This window comes from Candidatus Vallotiella adelgis (assembly GCF_020541305.1).
Classification (GTDB): domain Bacteria; phylum Pseudomonadota; class Gammaproteobacteria; order Burkholderiales; family Burkholderiaceae; genus Mycetohabitans; species Mycetohabitans adelgis.
Genome location: NZ_CP047396.1, coordinates 401275 through 418930 on the forward strand (window position 1 = coordinate 401275; position 17656 = coordinate 418930).

11 protein-coding genes and 2 tRNA genes are annotated in these 17656 nt (G+C 46.5%); 5 read left to right on the forward strand and 8 right to left on the reverse strand.

The window, feature by feature from the left end; genetic code table 11:
* Positions 1–1164: 1164 nt before the first annotated feature.
* Positions 1165–3873, reverse strand: a complete 2709-nt coding sequence (gene pepN, locus GJV44_RS01510) for an aminopeptidase N (protein WP_226806738.1) — start codon at positions 3871–3873, stop codon at positions 1165–1167.
* A 1941-nt stretch (positions 3874–5814) separates the two neighbouring features.
* Between pepN and GJV44_RS01515 the strand changes: the two genes are divergently transcribed.
* A tRNA-Arg gene (locus tag GJV44_RS01515) sits at positions 5815–5891 on the forward strand.
* 161 nt (positions 5892–6052) lie between these two features.
* On the opposite strand, the gene GJV44_RS01520 is transcribed toward GJV44_RS01515, so the two are convergent.
* The 4 genes from GJV44_RS01520 to GJV44_RS01535 form a co-directional block, all read right to left on the reverse strand.
* Complete coding sequence (locus GJV44_RS01520) at positions 6053–8368, reverse strand: RelA/SpoT family protein (protein WP_226806859.1); 2316 nt, start codon at positions 8366–8368, stop codon at positions 6053–6055.
* Between the two features lie 136 nt (positions 8369–8504).
* Positions 8505–8708 (reverse strand): DNA-directed RNA polymerase subunit omega, encoded by a 204-nt coding sequence (rpoZ, locus tag GJV44_RS01525; RefSeq protein WP_226806739.1) that lies wholly within the window; start codon positions 8706–8708, stop codon positions 8505–8507.
* A gap of 58 nt (positions 8709–8766) precedes the next feature.
* Positions 8767–9417 (reverse strand): guanylate kinase, encoded by a 651-nt coding sequence (gene gmk / locus GJV44_RS01530; RefSeq protein WP_226806740.1) that lies wholly within the window; start codon positions 9415–9417, stop codon positions 8767–8769.
* A 9-nt stretch (positions 9418–9426) separates the two neighbouring features.
* On the reverse strand, positions 9427–10371 hold the full coding sequence (locus tag GJV44_RS01535) for a YicC/YloC family endoribonuclease (RefSeq protein WP_226806860.1): 945 nt from the start codon (positions 10369–10371) through the stop codon (positions 9427–9429).
* 188 nt (positions 10372–10559) lie between these two features.
* On the opposite strand from GJV44_RS01535, the gene rph reads away from it, so the two are divergent.
* From rph to GJV44_RS01555, 4 genes are all read left to right on the forward strand, one after another.
* On the forward strand, positions 10560–11291 hold the full coding sequence (rph, locus tag GJV44_RS01540; protein WP_226806741.1) for a ribonuclease PH: 732 nt from the start codon (positions 10560–10562) through the stop codon (positions 11289–11291).
* Positions 11288–11908 carry an RdgB/HAM1 family non-canonical purine NTP pyrophosphatase gene (gene rdgB, locus GJV44_RS01545; RefSeq protein WP_226806742.1) on the forward strand — a complete coding sequence of 207 codons (621 nt, stop codon included), beginning with the start codon at positions 11288–11290 and terminating at the stop codon, positions 11906–11908. The genes rph and rdgB overlap by 4 nt, the downstream gene beginning before the upstream one ends.
* A 20-nt stretch (positions 11909–11928) precedes the next feature.
* Complete coding sequence (gene hemW / locus GJV44_RS01550) at positions 11929–13191, forward strand: radical SAM family heme chaperone HemW (RefSeq protein WP_420885751.1); 1263 nt, start codon at positions 11929–11931, stop codon at positions 13189–13191.
* Positions 13192–13332: 141 nt separating this feature from the next.
* Positions 13333–13421, forward strand: a tRNA-Ser gene (locus GJV44_RS01555).
* A gap of 1585 nt (positions 13422–15006) precedes the next feature.
* Here GJV44_RS01555 and minE read toward each other — a convergent pair.
* Genes minE through minC form a run of 3 tightly spaced genes read right to left on the reverse strand, consistent with a single transcriptional unit; the run spans position 15007 to position 16890 of the window.
* The gene (gene minE / locus GJV44_RS01560) at positions 15007–15261 is read right to left on the reverse strand and encodes a cell division topological specificity factor MinE (protein ID WP_226806744.1); all 255 of its coding nucleotides are present in this window, start codon (positions 15259–15261) and stop codon (positions 15007–15009) included.
* 10 nt (positions 15262–15271) lie between these two features.
* On the reverse strand, positions 15272–16087 hold the full coding sequence (gene minD, locus GJV44_RS01565; RefSeq protein WP_226806745.1) for a septum site-determining protein MinD: 816 nt from the start codon (positions 16085–16087) through the stop codon (positions 15272–15274).
* A gap of 35 nt (positions 16088–16122) precedes the next feature.
* A complete protein-coding gene (gene minC / locus GJV44_RS01570) occupies positions 16123–16890 on the reverse strand; it encodes a septum site-determining protein MinC (protein ID WP_226806746.1) in 768 nt (255 codons plus the stop codon).
* Positions 16891–17656: the final 766 nt, after the last annotated feature.

The window sequence follows — 17656 nt, forward strand, 5'->3', positions numbered from 1 at the left end:
GTCGAAGAACGCCATTCAAGAAGTGCGATCACAGGGGTCTTCTGACACCTGCGCCAGTACTGCGCTGCAATCTATAGCACTTTAATTCTACATGGATGGTGTAACTCATTAGTACGTTATTATGCCTACGCCATAATAACTGAATGTTAGATGAGTTCCACAGATTAGTCTCGCGTATTGTCGGCATAAAACCGATAAATATAGCCGTGGGAAGGGTCGGCAGAGCGGACTGATCGCCGGGGCGTTAGTATCGCGCATAGAGTTGCCAAACATCAGCTCTTTCGGGGCTAATAATATAGCGCTGTCACAGTGCTATATGACCTACGATTTTCCGATATACATTACTATGAAGTTTTGGCAATAAGAGGCGGAATCGCAGTACTATAAATGCTGCACTTCGGCTCAAAGCTAGTGTGGAGTAGTTACACTTTATAGTGCGTGCTATTAGATAGCGCAGAAATCCATGCAGAGTGCTAGATTTAGTCTTTTTATTATCCGTGCCCATATATAATATTATATATGGGCACGGATTAATGCAATCTTACCTAAATAAATTAGACGATAGTATACTAACACGCGCTGGAAATATCGGTGGAATAACTATTGCCAATAGAATCTGCATACAAGTGGATGACTGCTGTTACAGCAAGTGCGCATTAATCTATAGCAACGACCGAGACGTGACTGTTAAGTCGGCACTATATATAGTATATAAGAGAAAATTCCATTAATTACATGATAGTTTTCCTGCTGAAAATATTATATCAGCGCATGCCCGCGTAAAGATCGGAAGCACACAATAGCTATATTGTGTGTAGGTTCATATGTTCTTATGACTATGAGAATTAAAATTATCTCAATCGACGAGCGGGTTTTCGATAAATTCTGGTGATGCTCCAAAATTCTACTAAGACTAACGCTTATTTAAACTAGGTAGTACGTTCATACTAGCGGCTTAGTAAACAGTACTCCGACCTATGTCGATCTAGGAAATACTCGTACGATTCAGTTGCACCCAGATTACATAATGAGAGCCTAGCTCACTACATTGATAGTTTTGCTGTTTCTAAACGCAATCGCACCCGGAATCGGGTGTATGTATAGCGACCTCTACCCACAGTTGCTCGACTATCACGCCACCGCACATCTACATAACAGCAATAGCTACGCTAAGGCCTTGTCTAGGATTTCGCGCACGTCCTTCGAGTTTGCATTGTTAGCGACCTCTTCGAGTGCCGCACGCATTAGCGTGCGTAGTGCTGGTACAAACTTACGCCAGTGTTCCAACAATCGGGTCAGGCGGGCAGCAATTTGCGGATTGATAGAGTCGAGCATAATAACCTGTTCAACCCAGAATGCGTATCCAGAACCGTCCGGCAGATGAAATTGATTCGGATTGGCCAGACAAAAGCCAAAAATTAACGACCGAACTCGGTTCGGATTCTTAAGATTAAAAGCCGGATGCTGTATCAGCTTACGCACTACATCGAGCGTGCGTTGACCTGTGCTGCTGTGTTGCTTGGCGAGCAGCGCGAACCACTTGTCGATCACTAGCGCGTTACCCTCGTAGTAATGATAGAATGTATCGAGCGCGGCCTTAGCTAAATCTTGCGCTTGGGTAGGGATTCTTGAACATAACGCAAGTAGCGCGGCAAGCGCAGCAACACGATCGGTCATATTGTTTGCTTTATCGAACTGTGCCTGAGCAAGCGTCAATACTTCTGTCGGATTATTTAGCTCAGTAAGATACTGTAGCGCCAAATTCTTTAGTGCGCGCTTTCCAACATCAATTGAGTTTAGATCGTATGTACCTGGCGTACCGCATACGCTATATGCAGCAAGCCAATCCCTATGTAACGTGTCTGCTAGCTTGCGCCGCATAAATTGCCGTGCCTGGTAGGCAGCGGCTGGATCGACCTCGTCCATTTGTTCAGCTAAATAAGTCTCGGATGGTAGGGTCAGCACTTTTGCGCGGAATGCTGGCGACAGCGATTCGTCGCATAGTACAGCACTCAAAGAGGCCATGAACGCTGCCGGTAGCTCGAGTGGTAGGTTTTTCTGCGCCCGTATAGCTAGCAACAAAAATACGCGAGTAGATAGGCGCTGTCCAGCCTCCCAGCGGTTGAATAAATCACTGTCATGCGCGAGTAGAAATGCTAATTCATCGGAGGTATAGTCATATTCTATGATTACCGGTGCGGAGAAATTACGCAATAGCGACGGCAGTGGTTTTTCAGCAACGTCGATAAACGTAAAAGACTGTTCTATTTGGATGAGCTCGAGTAAACGAGTAGTTGCCGAATGAGCTTTATCTGGCTCGCCTTGTAGGCGTAGTAATATATCATGTCCCTGTGCATCAATCAGGCCTAGCGAGAAAGGGATCGGGAGTGGCTTATTTTGCGTTTGCACGAGATGTGGAGGCAATCCACTATAATGCTGTGTCAGTGTCAAAGTAAAGGTGCGGGACACCATATTATAGGCGGTACGCACCGCTACGCGGGGCGTACCGCCTTGGCTGTACCAGCGTTCGAACTGAGCTAAATCTCGGTGGTTCGCGTCAGCCATTGCAGCACGAAAATCATCACAGGTCACTGCCTTTCCATCATGCCGTTCGAAATATAAGTCCATGCCTCGACGCATACCGTCACGTCCGCACAACGTCTGGTACATCCGCACGATTTCCGCCCCTTTCTCGTAGATCGTGGACGTGTAGAAGTTATTAATTTCAACATAGCTTTCCGGCCGCACCGGATGCGCCATCGGGCCGGCATCCTCAGAAAATTGCATCTGCCGCAGTACATGTACGTCATTAATCCGTTTTACAGCACTGGCTTCCGGATTATTGGAGCCACCCGCCATGTCAGCGGAGAACTCCTGATCACGGAAGACCGTAAGCCCTTCCTTAAGACTAAGCTGAAACCAGTCACGGCCAGTCACGCGATTGCCAGTCCAGTTATGGAAATACTCATGCCCGATGACTGATTCGATGTTCGCGAAGTCGATATCGGTTGCAGTTTGCGCATTCGCGAGCACATACTGTGCATTAAAGATGTTGAGTCCTTTATTCTCCATTGCGCCCATATTCAAGTCTCTAACGGCAACAATCATAAATCGCTCTAGATCAAGAACTCGTCCGAAGCGATACTCGTCCCAGTAAATTGCGCGCACTAACGAATCGAGTGCGTAACTAGTTTTATCTAGATCATGTAGCTCAACCCATATTTGCAGTAGTTTTTCTTTTCCATAGCACGTTGTAATCCTCTGCTCGCGAGCAACGAACGTGCCTGCGACCAGTGCAAATAAGTAACTTGGCTTAGGGAACGGATCCTCCCACTTCGCATAATGCCAGCCATGCGGTAGCGTGCCGCTATCCAGCAAATTTCCGTTAGACAACAATACCGGATAAGCAGATTGGTCGGCACGTAATGTTACGCGGTAAGTTGCCATTACGTCTGGCCGGTCGAGAAAGTACGTGATGCGTCGAAAGCCCTCGGCTTCGCACTGGGTGAAAAAATGGCCGTTGGAGATATAAAGACCAGACAACATTGTATTGTCAGCGGGATAGCACACGTTCTCGATTACTAATTCGAACTCCTTGGGCAAGTTTGATAGAATGAGGCCGTCATCATGCACTGTAAGTGCATGATGCGTACAGGCATTGACAGTTAGTGACAGTAATTTCAATGCTTCGCCAGCTAATTTAAGGTCAGCAACAACGTCACTGGACTGAGGATTACGTTGCACGTGTAGTGTGCTGCGCACTAGCGTGCGTTCCGGTACGAGATCGAATTCAAGCTCTACAGTGTGGATTAGAAACGTAGGTAATGTGTAATCTTCACGGCGGATGACGGTAGCTTTAGTGAGCTTGGACATAGCATATCTGTCGAAAAGCAATGCAATGGAAATCAATTCAGATAGCGGGTGAAGCTGAGGGTATCATTGCATGCATACATAGAATAGTCTCATTGAGACGTATTCGTAATGTCGTATTCACGTGCACAGTTCGGCGGCAGAAGTGTATTGAACAGTATGGCTTATAGGACATAGTTCGCTAGCCCACTTATCGCGTCACTCGTTCTACTAGGCTGGTAGCTAAGCTGATACGGCGACCCATACCAGATCACTGTAATGCTGCCGATTGCGTATCAGTCGTACCGCTGACTGTGCGAATATTTAATATTCGGCGTGCTATCCGGACTTCTCGCATAGAATAGTGCGGTTCGGCGGGTTCTACCTACCTGTCGCCAAATAGGCATGCTATCCCGGACTGTATTGTTGATGCACGAGTTGATATGCGATGAACACTCGGCTTTTAAGATGCCAGACGCCATGTACTAAGTGCATGTAGTTCAACTAAGTAATGGGGGGGAGTTAGCGGGAGAGCGATACAGAACAGGGTCAAGTACGATGAATAAGACTACTTTTACTCTATACTCCTCGGTAGTAAAATGCTCACCCAAGACAATTACTCATAGGCTCAAAATAATACATTGATGACTGCCAACTACCATCAGGTAAATCATAGAACTGCTAGATAGTGCAACTATCGCAATCTATCTAACTTAAGAGAATCTATGCGCTTTACTAAAATAAATAGTAGTACGGAATAAGATTTCCTACTTCCACACAATACTCGTGCAGTGCTTGCAAATTCGGTAGATGGCTACTATGCAGTATCTAGCGTTCACAAGTTAATACCTGTAGTGGTTTATGCATTGTACTGGTTACGCCCCTCTGCTCGGGTACGAGCATGATCGAAGTTTAAGAAGAATATCTCAAGAATAGGTGCGCGTTTAACCCGTAATCTACACTCGCCACCATAGCAAGGCAAGGCTCTAGATGCTGAGATGGACGAAATTCTTCAAGCGAAGCCGGTTTGATGGCTACCCACATAGCCGGTTTGATGGCTACCCACATAGCCGGTTTGATGGCTACCCACATATAAAGAAGTGTAATACTGTAGTCTTGATCGACGTCAGTTGCATATACATGAATAACCACTAAGGCGATTGTAGTCGCAGATCACAAGAGTGGTTGTAGTTGATATAGCGCTTGAAGGCCTTCAGTGCTGGCTTGAAGGTGATTGTTATTCTAGAGAATGGTTCTCGATATTAGTAATACAGTTCTAGAGAACTGCTTATTCAATCGCTAGCCTTTTTTACTCCTTTATTAAACTAATTTAGCAGGGTCATATCGGCACCACTATAATAGTGTCGCTGAACAGCTAGGCTTTTAGTACTGACCAACGTGCAATTTATGATTTTGTTCAAAACAACAACCCGCTAACTCGTTTAGCGTTACTTAAAAGTTTTTAATACCTATTATAGCTCTCTTGAGCGAAGTCAGCTACCTCATAAACAAGCAATAGTGTATTAGTTCATCAAACGTGATAGCCGCTTACAGGTCTCCAAACAACGATATGATCGTGTGCCACACCCATCCTGCGGGGCCTCGGATAAACCGTTATCATACGATAAGCAGCAACTATAACCAATGGACTTCACTACCATCCCAAAGAGTACAGAATAACTGCCTAGCATTCTATGCACCCATCAAAAGGTGTCTTCTAGAGAATTGTGGCTTTCTATTGTTATTCTCGGCTGTAGCAAGTCGTTCTTTGTTCTAAATTATTGTCTTTCCTTCATAAATACCTTGTTTATTACGCGAATTCTGCTGTTATATATTCTGCTGTTATACAATTAGACAAATGCTTCATAGCGGACATACGGCACCTACCATCACAAATATATAAAAAATCTTGCTAGGATATTTACCTCTTTAAAAAATATACTATACTATAGTAATAAGTTATAGGCGGCTGTAGCTCAGTTGGATAGAGCACTTGGCTACGAACCAAGAGGTCGTGGGTTCAAATCCTGCCAGCCGCGCCATTGCCTAAAAAAAATTTCTACTTAAAAAATTTTTTGTTTAATGCGGATAAGATACCCCCACCTCAATGGGTTGTTGTTCGGCAACTATGCACGGCATTAGAAAAATTGTCCTGCAAAGTCTCCCGAAAATGAACAGCCAATGTTGAGGATACTCTTACGCGTTAATAATCACTATGCTCATGTTGGTCGAATTTTTCATCGTTATTCCGATAGTCGTTTGCACGAGAAACTCGATCACGATAAATCCAGATGATATCTAGATTTGTTCGAGTACATCGGATTACATTTGCTAAATGAGCTCGGTTACTAACCTGAATTAAGAAGCGCAGCGCTATCGATTCTTTGGCTAAATCTTCATCCATCGCTACATGAACGATATTTGCATCACTAGCTGTGATATCAGCGGCTACGCGTGCAAAAACACCGCGTGTATTCTTCACTAGTACCTTGACTGCTACATCAAACAAACGTCCCGGATGTGGCGCCCATGAGACGTCGATCCAGCGGCTGGAGTCTCGCCGATAAATCCGCTGCGCGACACGACAATAAGTCACATGAATTGACATTCTAAGACCTATTCCAATGTAGCCCATAATCTCATCCCCAGGAATTGGTCGACAGCACGGTGATAGTTGTACTGCTACTCCCTCTGTCCCGGTGATTAATGCAGACGGCCCATCGCTCGTGTGCACCAGTACATCATGGCGAAAATTCTCATCGGAGACTCCGTCACGCCCGCTAAGCAATAACTCGATCCTCTTGGCAAGTACTGCTGCAATGCAACGCCCCAATCCGATATCGGCGAATACTTCTTGCTGAGACTTATTGCCAGTTGAGTGAGCGATCTTATCCCAGATTTCTGGCGTAACCTCGGTAAGTGATAGTCCATATGCTTTGAGTATTTCTTCTACAAGCCGCTCACCAAGTTGCACTGACTCATTTAGGTGCATGGTCTTCAGATAGTGACGAATTGCTGAACGTGCTTTACCTGTCCGAACAAATCTGAGCCAAGTGGGGTTCGGCTTTGAGTACGGTGCTGTGATAATCTCGACGATGTCACCACTTTTAAGTGTAGTACGCAGCGGCAATAACTCGTGATTAATCTTGACAGCAATACATTTGTTACCGAGATCGCTATGTACTGAATACGCAAAATCTAGTGCAGTTGCACCACGCGGGAGCGCCATGATCTTCGATTTTGGTGTAAACACATAGACCGCGGCCGGAAACAGATCGATTTTTACATGCTCAAGGAATTCGCTGGAATCACCTGCTTCGCTCTGGATGTCAAGCAGCGACTTGAGCCACTGATGCGCCCGCTTTTGTACGTCGTTTAGATCAGTGCCACCATTTTTATACATCCAATGTGCCGCAACGCCTGCCTCGGCGATCTCATGCATCTTCAGTGTTCGAATTTGGAACTCGATGGGTGTTCCGAATGGATCGACTAGTGTAGTATGCAGTGACTGATATCCGTTGACTTTTGGAATTGCGATATAGTCTTTGAACTTGCCAAGCACCGGCTTATACAATGCATGCAATACACTAACAGTCATATAGCATTCCATCGATGTGTCGACGACCACGCGAAAACCGTACACATCGAGCACCTGTGAGAACGACAATTTTTTGTCGCGCATTTTTCGATAAATACTGTAAATCGTTTTTTCTCGTCCAGTCACATCGGCATCAATCCTTGCTTCATATAGCGAATGCTGCACTGCCTCGAGAATCTTACCAATAACCTCCCGCCGGTTACCGCGGGTCGCTTTAACGGCTTTTTCGAGGGTTGCATACCGACGCGGATGGAAGTTCGAGAAACTCAGCTCCTGTAGCTCGCGATATGTGTTATTGAGGCCGAGACGATGTGCAATCGGGGCATAAATATGGATCGTCTCACGTGCTACCCGACGACGTTTTTCAGACGGAACAGCATAAAGCGTGCGCATATTGTGCCGCCGGTCAGCGAGCTTGATAAGAATAACGCGAACGTCTCGTGCCATCGCAAGCAACATTTTTCGGAAGTTCTCTGCTTGTGCCTCCTCACGATTACGGAACTCTATCTTATCTAACTTAGATAGTCCGTCGACTAGTTCAGCTACCTTTGGCCCGAAACGCGCGGCTAATTCGGTCTTTGTGACACCCTGATCTTCCATAACGTCGTGTAACAGCGCAGCCATAATCGACTGCGAGTCTAGCTTCCAGTCAGCACAGATCTCGGCTACTGCCACTGGGTGAGTAATGTACGGCTCGCCGCTCTGACGATACTGACCTAAATGAGCTTCGTTGCTGAAGTGAAACGCGGTTTTAATCTCATGAATCTCGTCCAGCGTCATGTATGAGCTTAGTTCTTCGGTCAGCTTCTCGATGGATATAGCTTCATGTTTGCACGGCTGCTTGGGTGTGACGGTTGGACCGAACAAGTGCCGATACGATTGTTCGAGTACTGCATCGATGTACGCACGTGCAGATGACATAGTTACCTCTACACCAGCGTCATCTCCTGTAGTGTCCGTACTAACCGGCAACGTAGGCGGGCACTTCTCTACAGCTTCATTAGCTGCATACACTGCAGTAGACAGCATGGGATATATCCGATAGGAAGTATGCTGATCAGACTGGCACGTTCTTTAACATCTCAATGCCGATTTTTCCTTCGGCAATCTCGTGCAGCGCAAGTACTGTTGGCTTATCTTTGCTCTCGATCCTTGGTATGTGTCCCTGCGCTAATTGACGCGCCCGGTACGTTGCTGCCAGTGCAAGCTCAAAGCGATTTGGGATATATCCAAGACAATCTTCGACTGTAATGCGAGCCATACTGAAATTCCTTATTTCATTGGATCTATTTTAACTTACTGAACAGTTCATTTGCTTCTCATGGGAGAACACCTAGCTCGACGAACAGCTTTTTGTAGCGCACACTCTGTGATGTAAAACGCAGCCGTGTCGCAGAAACCACGGTCCGCATTTCCGTTAATGCACAATCAAAATTCTCGTTAATCAATACGTATTCAAATTCAGGAGCATGTAAAATCTCCTTGCCGGCGGCCAACAGCCGACGCGCAATCACGTTTGGTTCGTCTTGCCCGCGCTTATGTAGACGCTTCTCAAGAACATCTAGTGATGGTGGCAAAATAAAAATACCCACAGTATTCCGAAACTGTTTTTGCACCTGTTGCACGCCTTGCCAATCGATCTCAAGCAGTACATCTACACCACTTTTCATCTGCTCAACGACCCATGCGCGCGATGTACCATAGTAGTTGGCGTGTACCTCAGCACTTTCGAGGAATTCACCCTGAGCACGGCGATCAAGGAAGTTGGATACTGAGATAAAATGATACTGAACACCGTTCGTCTCATTCGCTCGCGGCGGCCGAGTAGTATAGGACACCGATAATCGGATCAACGGGTCGCATGTCAATAACGCATTGACTAGTGTTGACTTACCCGCTCCTGACGGTGCGACTACTATAAATAGGTTACCGGGATATTCTTGTATGCATGGAATACGCTTGTGCGTCATAGTGAAAAACTATTCTAAGTTTTGAACCTGCTCGCGCATTTGCTCAATCAACAGCTTTAATCTTATAGATGCGTCAGCTAATTCTTTCGATGCGGCTTTAGATCCCAGTGTGTTTGCTTCCCGGTTTAGCTCCTGCATGATAAAATCAAGCTGCTTTCCAACCCGCCCCCCCTTGCCAATCAAATGGCGAATTTCGGCTAAATGCGCGCCCAGCCGAGACAGCTCTTCTGCAATATCGATACGGATGCCGTACATTATTACCTCTTGTCGGATCCGTTCGGCGATCTCCTGATACGAAATGAGTTGTGGCGAACCATCTAACACTGCTATATTGAGTGCCGCCTTCAATCGCTCAGCAATCTTGTGCTGATAACACGCGACTAGCTCAGGCATTAGTGGAGTAATGTGGCTAATAATTTCCTCCATCTCAGCTACGTTAGCGAGCAGTATAGTCACTAATTGCGACCCCTCTCGGCTACGCGCGTTGACCAGCTCATCTAAAGCCTGCTTACTGCAGGCCAATACTGGTTTATGCAGCAATGCGGCCGACAGACCGCTGTCGACGATCACACCGGGCCAACGCAGAATTTCACCCACATGCAGGCTACCTGCACTGGGAAATGCATTACGCACGAAGCGCTCTAATGTCGCTAGATTTAGCAGTGCATCGCGGTTGAGCGACCCCGCTAGAGTTACCTGCTCACTACTGCGTTGTACATTAATACGGATGTCAACTTTGCCTCGTGAGAGACGACTCACCAGCATTCTGCGCAACATTGGCTCGCATGTACGGACCTCTTCGGGCATGCGAAAATTAAGATCGAGAAACCTTGAATTCACGGTGCGTAGCTCAATTGATATGCTAGTCATATGAGTGCTGCCATCGATCTCAGATGCGCTGTCAATGACTAGTTCTCGCGTCACGTTTGCATAGCCTGTCATGCTGAAGATCATTATGCGTCTCACGAAAAGTTTTATGAAGACTGCGATTATCGTACTGAGTTCCTACTTATCTCAGACAGCAGTATTGCGTATAGATAAAACGCACCTGACTAAATTAAAGTAACTAGATTTAGCGCTAAGATATAAGTTTAGCTTAGTTCAGCTGTCCCCCATACATCTACTGTTTAAGTATTGCAAATATGAAAGTCCAGACTCCACGGCCTAGTAATCGTGCCGCTAATGCATTAAGAGACGTGTGTATCACACGTCACTATACGAAACATGCCGAAGGTTCCGTGTTGATCGAATGTGGTGACACAAAAGTGATCTGTGCCGCTAGCGTGCTGGAGAAAGTTCCCGAATTTTTACGTGATCACGGGCACGGTTGGCTCACTGCAGAGTATGGCATGCTTCCCCGAGCAACGCATACGCGCAACGATCGGGAGGCGGCACGTGGCAAGCAAACCGGACGCACGCAAGAAATACAGCGACTCATAGGTCGTGCACTGCGCGCAGTGTTTGATTTGGAGAAACTCGGTCCACGTACGCTACATATTGACTGTGACGTGATTCAGGCTGACGGCGGTACACGTTGCGCAAGCATCACCGGCGCATTCATCGCTGCACACGATGCGGTGCATACGATGCTAGCACACGGCAGGCTTGCTGCAACGCCGATTCTAGACCACGTCGCGGCAGTATCCGTCGGCATACACGGCGCAACGCCAGTGCTTGATCTAGACTATGCCGAAGACTCGCGTTGCGATACCGATATGACTGTAGTGTTAACTGGGTCTGGCAGATTTGTTGAGGTACAGGGCACCGCTGAAGGGAAACCATTCAACCGCGGCGAGATGAACGCACTACTAGATCTCGCTGGATGTGGTATTACGAAACTCATTGAGCTTCAACGAAAAGCACTGCAGTTATGAGCAGCCATCTTAGGTCTGCGCTAGCGCGCATCGTGCTAGCATCGAACAACCCTAGCAAGTTTCGCGAATTTTCTGCGCTACATTCGCTTGGTATCGATCTTGTACCGCAGAAAGAATTGCACGTAGGCGAAGCGCTCGAACCCCATTCGACGTTCATCGAAAACGCACTGGAAAAAGCACGGCACGCGGCACGCATTACTGGATTGCCCGCGCTTGCTGATGATTCGGGACTATGCGTGCATGTCCTGGGCGGTGCCCCAGGCGTTTATTCTGCTCGGTATGCGCAATTAAGTGGTGGTGAGAAATCCGATGCAGCTAACAACGCACACTTGCTTGATATGTTGAGTGCGCATACTGATCGGCGCGCTTATTATTATTGTGCACTGGTACTAATGCGTCACGCTAATGATTCCAATCCGCTAACCTCTAATGGTCGCTGGTACGGCGAAATCCTCACCAAAGTCCGTGGTAGAAATAATTTTGGCTACGACCCGCTATTCTATCTTCCCATGCTGAAACGCAGCGTTTCCCAATTGAAGCCAGAGGTGAAAAATGTCTATAGTCATCGCGCGCGAGCACTAGCAGACTTAATAAGTCAACTAAAAGACATGCCATGAATCATCCCGTCGCAGAATGGATGCCCGAACACTCCCTGCTACCGATCACGCACACGAACGCGCCAGAATTAGGTGAAGCGATATGCAAGATTATAGCGCCAGAAGGCATTCAGCTTACTACATTACCACCGCTGTCTCTATATGTGCATTTTCCATGGTGCTTGCGCAAGTGCCCGTATTGTGACTTTAATGCTTACGCATGCACACGCGACCTCCTCAATGAAGCTCAGTTTCCTGAAACCGAGTATCTGAATGCACTACGTTCTGACATAGAAGCAGCACTGCCCCTAATCTGTGGGCGACCGATTCATAATGTGTTCATTGGCGGTGGGACGCCTAGCTTGCTATCAGCACAAGCAATTGACCGCCTGTTTGCAGATATACACGCGATGCTGCCACTAGATGTAGGCGCAGAAATCACACTTGAGGCGAATCCTGGCACGCTCGAAGCCGCTAAGTTCGCGAGCTTTCGCAGCAGCGGTATTAACCGACTCTCAATCGGCATTCAGAGCTTTAACAATACTCACTTACGGGCACTGGGCCGTATTCATGATGCGGTACAGGCTAGTCGTGCAATAGAAGTCGCGCGCACAATCTTTGACAACTTTAATCTGGATTTAATGTTTGCTCTGCCAGAACAAACGCTATTGCAATGTCAGGTAGACGTAGAAACCGCGTTGTCTTTCGCGCCGCCTCACTTATCGCTATACCAGCTAACACTAGAGCCAAACACTTATTTCCGCAAGTATCCACCCGCACTGCCCGACGATGACACATCGGCCGATATGCAGGAATGGATACATGCACGAACGCGTGAAGCTGGTTACCACAACTATGAAGTATCGGCATACGCTAGAGAACATTGGCACAGCCAACACAACCTAAATTACTGGCAATTTGGTGACTATTTAGGAATCGGGGCAGGCGCGCACTCAAAACTATCTTTTCCGGACCGGATCGTGCGACAGATGCGTCATAAAAATCCGGATAGCTATCTAGCACAGGCTGCTTCGGGCGAACCGATCCAGACATGGTATACAGCAGTTAGTGTACGTGACCTACCGTTCGAATTCATGCTGAATGCTCTGAGGCTCACCGAAGGTTTTCTAGTACATCATTTTGTTGAGCGAACCGGGCTGACGATGACATCAATCGAGCCCGCCCTTGTAGAAGCTGAACACCGTGGTCTGATCCGTCGCGATCAAGTAAGTGTAGTACCGACACCGCTCGGTCAGCGTTTCCTGAGCGACCTACAGATATTGTTTTTGAAAGGCAGCATCTAAAATAGCTAATCTACCCGGTCTTTGCTGCATAAAATAGTATGAGCATTATCTTGTGAGGAGCTGATAGAGTATACGCAAGCAGAAAGTTACTTGGATGATTGTGTAGTATTCGACACAAATCAGCTACAATACTTCGCTCTGGGGAGCGTGGCCGAGTGGTTTAAGGCACTGGTCTTGAGAACCAGCGACGGCGCAACCGTCCGTGAGTTCGAATCTCACCGCTTCCGCCAAAGTCTTTATTTATTTCTTCGTTTAAAAAATTAAAAATTAGTAACGCACTTATAAATTACCCTGGGTCAAAACAATGAATAGATTTAACTTAAGTTATCATAAACACTTTTGAATATGGTATGAAGTGCTAAGGTAGAAAATACTATTTTTTAGATCTGGAATAATAGTCAGACTGTTTATTAACATTGCAATACTCTTCACTAAATTAATAATTCGACGGCAATTCTCTATTTATACAAATCAAATATATTTCAGAGCATTCTTATAAGTCATAAAACACGTGGCACAGCTAAAGGCATGTGGCCGGTAGCCATAATACGGTTTCTGACAAGAATAATTAAGCCTAGCAGAAATCGGATAAAGACCGCTGATCGCTTGAGCGCAGCGCGCAAAACAACTACTTAACCACGCTCGGCAGGCACCTGACATAAGTTTTGAGTGATACCATGATCACAATACGTTCAACAATTCACGAAAAGATAAACTGGCATCGCGTGTTCGATATAGTACAAGCGCTTGCTACAAAAAATACTTAGTCACTATCTAACAGCCACTTCCTCAAAGAGAGGGCATATAGAAGCTATTTTTATTCCGTTGTCGTAACGCTCTAGTATTATGCGTTTTTCATCGTTTCAATAATAATAATTGAGAGAAATACCGATATAACCTCGAAAGAGGTGAATCCGACCCCTCCAGTTCCCTCACTATCACACAAGGCTATACATTGTGGCTGGTCAACGAATGTTTTCGGATTTATTCTTAACAAGGCCTTGGCATGAAAAAAAGATGCATCACGCATCGATTAGCCAAGGACAACCCCATGAGAAAACTCATCTTCAAGAGATGCCACACCCATAAATCGCGGTGTTCTTTATAAACCGAGGTGCTCTAACGTAGTAAGTTAGAAGGAAATGCACTGGCACATCGTATTAACTGTAATAACAATATAGACTGTTACCCTTGGAGAGTATCGGCTATTTAAGGAAGCACTGCCATGTGGCTAGTTCGGCGCATAACTCATCTAGCTATCCCACGTAGCGATAACTCGATCCTACAGCCCCAGTTCTGTAATCTACCTGCTAAAGAGGTAGATAACTAATCTGAGCTTGTACCGCGTCCATCCAAAGTGCATCCTACAGTAGGATGAGTATTGAACTATTTGATCTCGTCGGGCGCAGTAGGTAAGCCCCTTATCTGCTGCGTTCAATATACTACTGACCAAAGTAGAGTTTCGATCGCAGAACTCATCGTAGATTCTAGCTGCAAGCTAGTTTGTTGTTTCTCGGCACATCGAGGCAGGCTCGACTATCGCAGCGTTGTGGTTCCGCATCGGGAAGTCATGCGTTCGGCAGAGATAAGCTGTACGTACTTTACCTACTGCTAGGATAGCATCGACGATATCAGTTTATATCTACTCAGAATACCAGACGGTATATTTATGTCGACATCGTCAATGCATTAGTATTTGTGCGCACTCTGCGATACTTAGCACCGATGTCATCTCACTGTGATAATCGCTATTGCGAGAATCATAAATGCACTTATGATCTTATTGGTAGCGACTACGTTAATTACAATACGCGATTATGGTTGCGGAATCTCAATCTTGACTTCGAGCACCTCAAGGTCGTCCTGCTGCTCAAGATGCACCCTAATATCATCATGCGAGATCTTGATATATTTTGAGATCACCGCAACAAGCTCACGCTGCAGTGCTGGAAAATAGTCGGCTTGTGCTCGTCCAGCTACACGCTCATGGGTGATAATCAGCTGCAATCGCTCCTTTGCAACTGATGCGGATTTACGTTTTTCGCCAAGCAAAAAAGAAAGAGTCGACATTCCCCCCCCCTTACTTGCTACCGAACAGACGTTGTAATAAGCTCGGCTCTTGATAGTCAATATATCGCAGTGGCTTCTGCTCTCCAAGGAAGCGTGCGATTACGTCTCTGTAAGATTCGGCCACATCGGTCCCGTCTAAATATACTGCCGGCACACCCTGGTTTGATGCATGTAACACCGACTCAGATTCTGGAATTACACCAATTAATGGGATCCGAAGAACCTCCTGGATATCATCTAGCGATAGCATCTCGCCCTCACTGACACGCTTAGGATTATAGCGCGTAATTAGGAGGTGCTCCTTAATGGGTTCTGTACCCTCGATCGCGCGGCGCGTCTTAGACGCTAGGATCCCTAGGATCCGGTCTGAATCCCGGACTGATGATACTTCAGGGTTCGTAACAATTAATGCTTCATCTGCAAAGTGCATCGCCATCAACGCACCGGACTCAATACCGGCTGGTGAATCGCAAACGATGTACTCAAAGTCCATCTCAGTTAAGTCATGAATAACCTTCTCTACACACTTTAGCGTCAATGCATCCTTGTCGCGCGTTTGCGATGCGGGCAGGATATATAACTGTTCGCACTTCTTATCTTTGATTAGCGCTTGGTGAATGTTTGCTTCACCTTGAATTACATTAATCAGGTCATATACGACACGACGCTCACAGCCCATAATAAGATCAAGATTACGGAGGCCAACATCGAAATCTATAACGGCCGTCTTGTGCCCGCGCAGTGCGAGTCCAGACGAAAAGCTTGCACTTGTCGTTGTCTTACCAACTCCGCCTTTACCCGAAGTCACCACAATAATTTTTTCCATACCGTTAACCTGTATTTATCAATATATAGATGCCGCTATGTCAACCGAAGCGGCTCGATAATCAACTTCTCGTCCGCTAGTCGGATCTGTACCGACATGCCAAGTAAATCGGGACTAAGGGGCATCTCGGTGGTCCGGTAGATACCGGCAATCGAGATCAGTTCCGGCTCTAAGCACGTGCAAAAGATCCGTGCGCTGTAATTGCCATACACGCCTGCCAGTGCGCGTCCACGTAGCGGTGCATAGATATGGATGTTGCCCTCGGCAATAACTTCCGCTCCATGGCTGACCAGGCCTAATATCACGAGGTCGCCTTTTGCGTAGATCTGCTGCCCAGAACGCAGTGGCTTGTCAATTACTAGTGTTGTAGTATTACTACTCTGCTCAGTTCTGTCTGCGGAGGCATTCTGTGGCTGCGCTATTATGTCGAACGATTGAGTCCACGGCGGTGCTACCGCCTCGGGCTCATCGCTGCGTAGCACAAGTCGTTCATGCAACTTAATAAACGGCAGTGCATTAAATTGTGCCCATGACCGTTGTTCCTCATTTGCAACAATACCAGCCGGATACATCTTAAATTCCCTCAGTATCTCGGCCATCTCTGCGATTAGAACGTGTTGGTTCGAGGAGAGCTGTCGCACGTCGATTGCCACTACATCGTTAGAGAAAAACCCCGGTGTTGCATCGAAGCGTCGACTTAGTTCGGCGCGTATTTCAGCCAGATTAGTTGTCTTCACGACAAACAGAAGCATATCTATCGTACCGCTACGCAGTTCGAAAAAAAGCGATTTCTTGGCCGACATATAGATTATAAAAATTTTGTGTTTTAGAGGCCCACTGAACTACGCTATGCAAGATTCTCCGTATTAATCTAAATAATGGCGTAACATCTGGTGGCTTCTCGCTTGCTATGAATAGAGGTTGCTACACAAAGACAAGCATCATTCTATGGGAGTGATCTCATGCATGTGAGAACTAAAGAATCCATAAAAGCGGTAGCAACAGCGCTCATCAGCGGGAAAGTTTTTGAAAAAAACTGAAGATGGAAACAGTAAGCACTTAGACGTGGTATATCGAACGTGCTGAATGCAAAGGGGAAGCGTAGCCGCCCGGGGTTGTGCCATTGAGAGGCAACCCACATAGACGCAACAACCAGCTGCCAGCTGGTTAGCATTTATAGTCACGGAAATCCTGTATAAACAGCAACTTCTGTATAAACCGCAACAGCAGATTCCTGCGGGACAGATATATACAATAAGAAAGCCGAAGATAATACGATAAATATTAGCGGACAAGCTATCTAGCTTAAGATGCTCGCCTAAAATATTTAGGAAAATATATCGTGGGTTATATTTCAAAATCCAGCACTGACGTCCACAAAAGTTTGTATCGGATTTAACGGCTAGGTCTGCAACGAGCTGCTGCTGTTTACCCTGCATAACAGATGCGAACTCGCAGATCGGAGTGTTATTTCGCTGACTAAAGCACAGCGCTGGCCGATAGACAATTTCGCCGCGCTGACTAGAGCAGCAACGACCAGTGGCACAGTGCATATCAGACATCGGCCAC

Coding starts and splice junctions, on each gene's coding strand:
- pepN (WP_226806738.1), bottom strand. CDS start 3,873: ATGTCCAAGCTCACTAAAGCTACCGTCATCCGCCGTGAAGATTACACA.
- GJV44_RS01520 (WP_226806859.1), bottom strand. CDS start 8,368: ATGTCATCTGCACGTGCGTACATCGATGCAGTACTCGAACAATCGTAT.
- rpoZ (WP_226806739.1), bottom strand. CDS start 8,708: ATGGCTCGCATTACAGTCGAAGATTGTCTTGGATATATCCCAAATCGC.
- gmk (WP_226806740.1), bottom strand. CDS start 9,417: ATGACGCACAAGCGTATTCCATGCATACAAGAATATCCCGGTAACCTA.
- GJV44_RS01535 (WP_226806860.1), bottom strand. CDS start 10,371: ATGATCTTCAGCATGACAGGCTATGCAAACGTGACGCGAGAACTAGTC.
- rph (WP_226806741.1), top strand. CDS start 10,560: ATGAAAGTCCAGACTCCACGGCCTAGTAATCGTGCCGCTAATGCATTA.
- rdgB (WP_226806742.1), top strand. CDS start 11,288: ATGAGCAGCCATCTTAGGTCTGCGCTAGCGCGCATCGTGCTAGCATCG.
- hemW (WP_420885751.1), top strand. CDS start 11,929: ATGCCCGAACACTCCCTGCTACCGATCACGCACACGAACGCGCCAGAA.
- minE (WP_226806744.1), bottom strand. CDS start 15,261: ATGTCGACTCTTTCTTTTTTGCTTGGCGAAAAACGTAAATCCGCATCA.
- minD (WP_226806745.1), bottom strand. CDS start 16,087: ATGGAAAAAATTATTGTGGTGACTTCGGGTAAAGGCGGAGTTGGTAAG.
- minC (WP_226806746.1), bottom strand. CDS start 16,890: ATGTCGGCCAAGAAATCGCTTTTTTTCGAACTGCGTAGCGGTACGATA.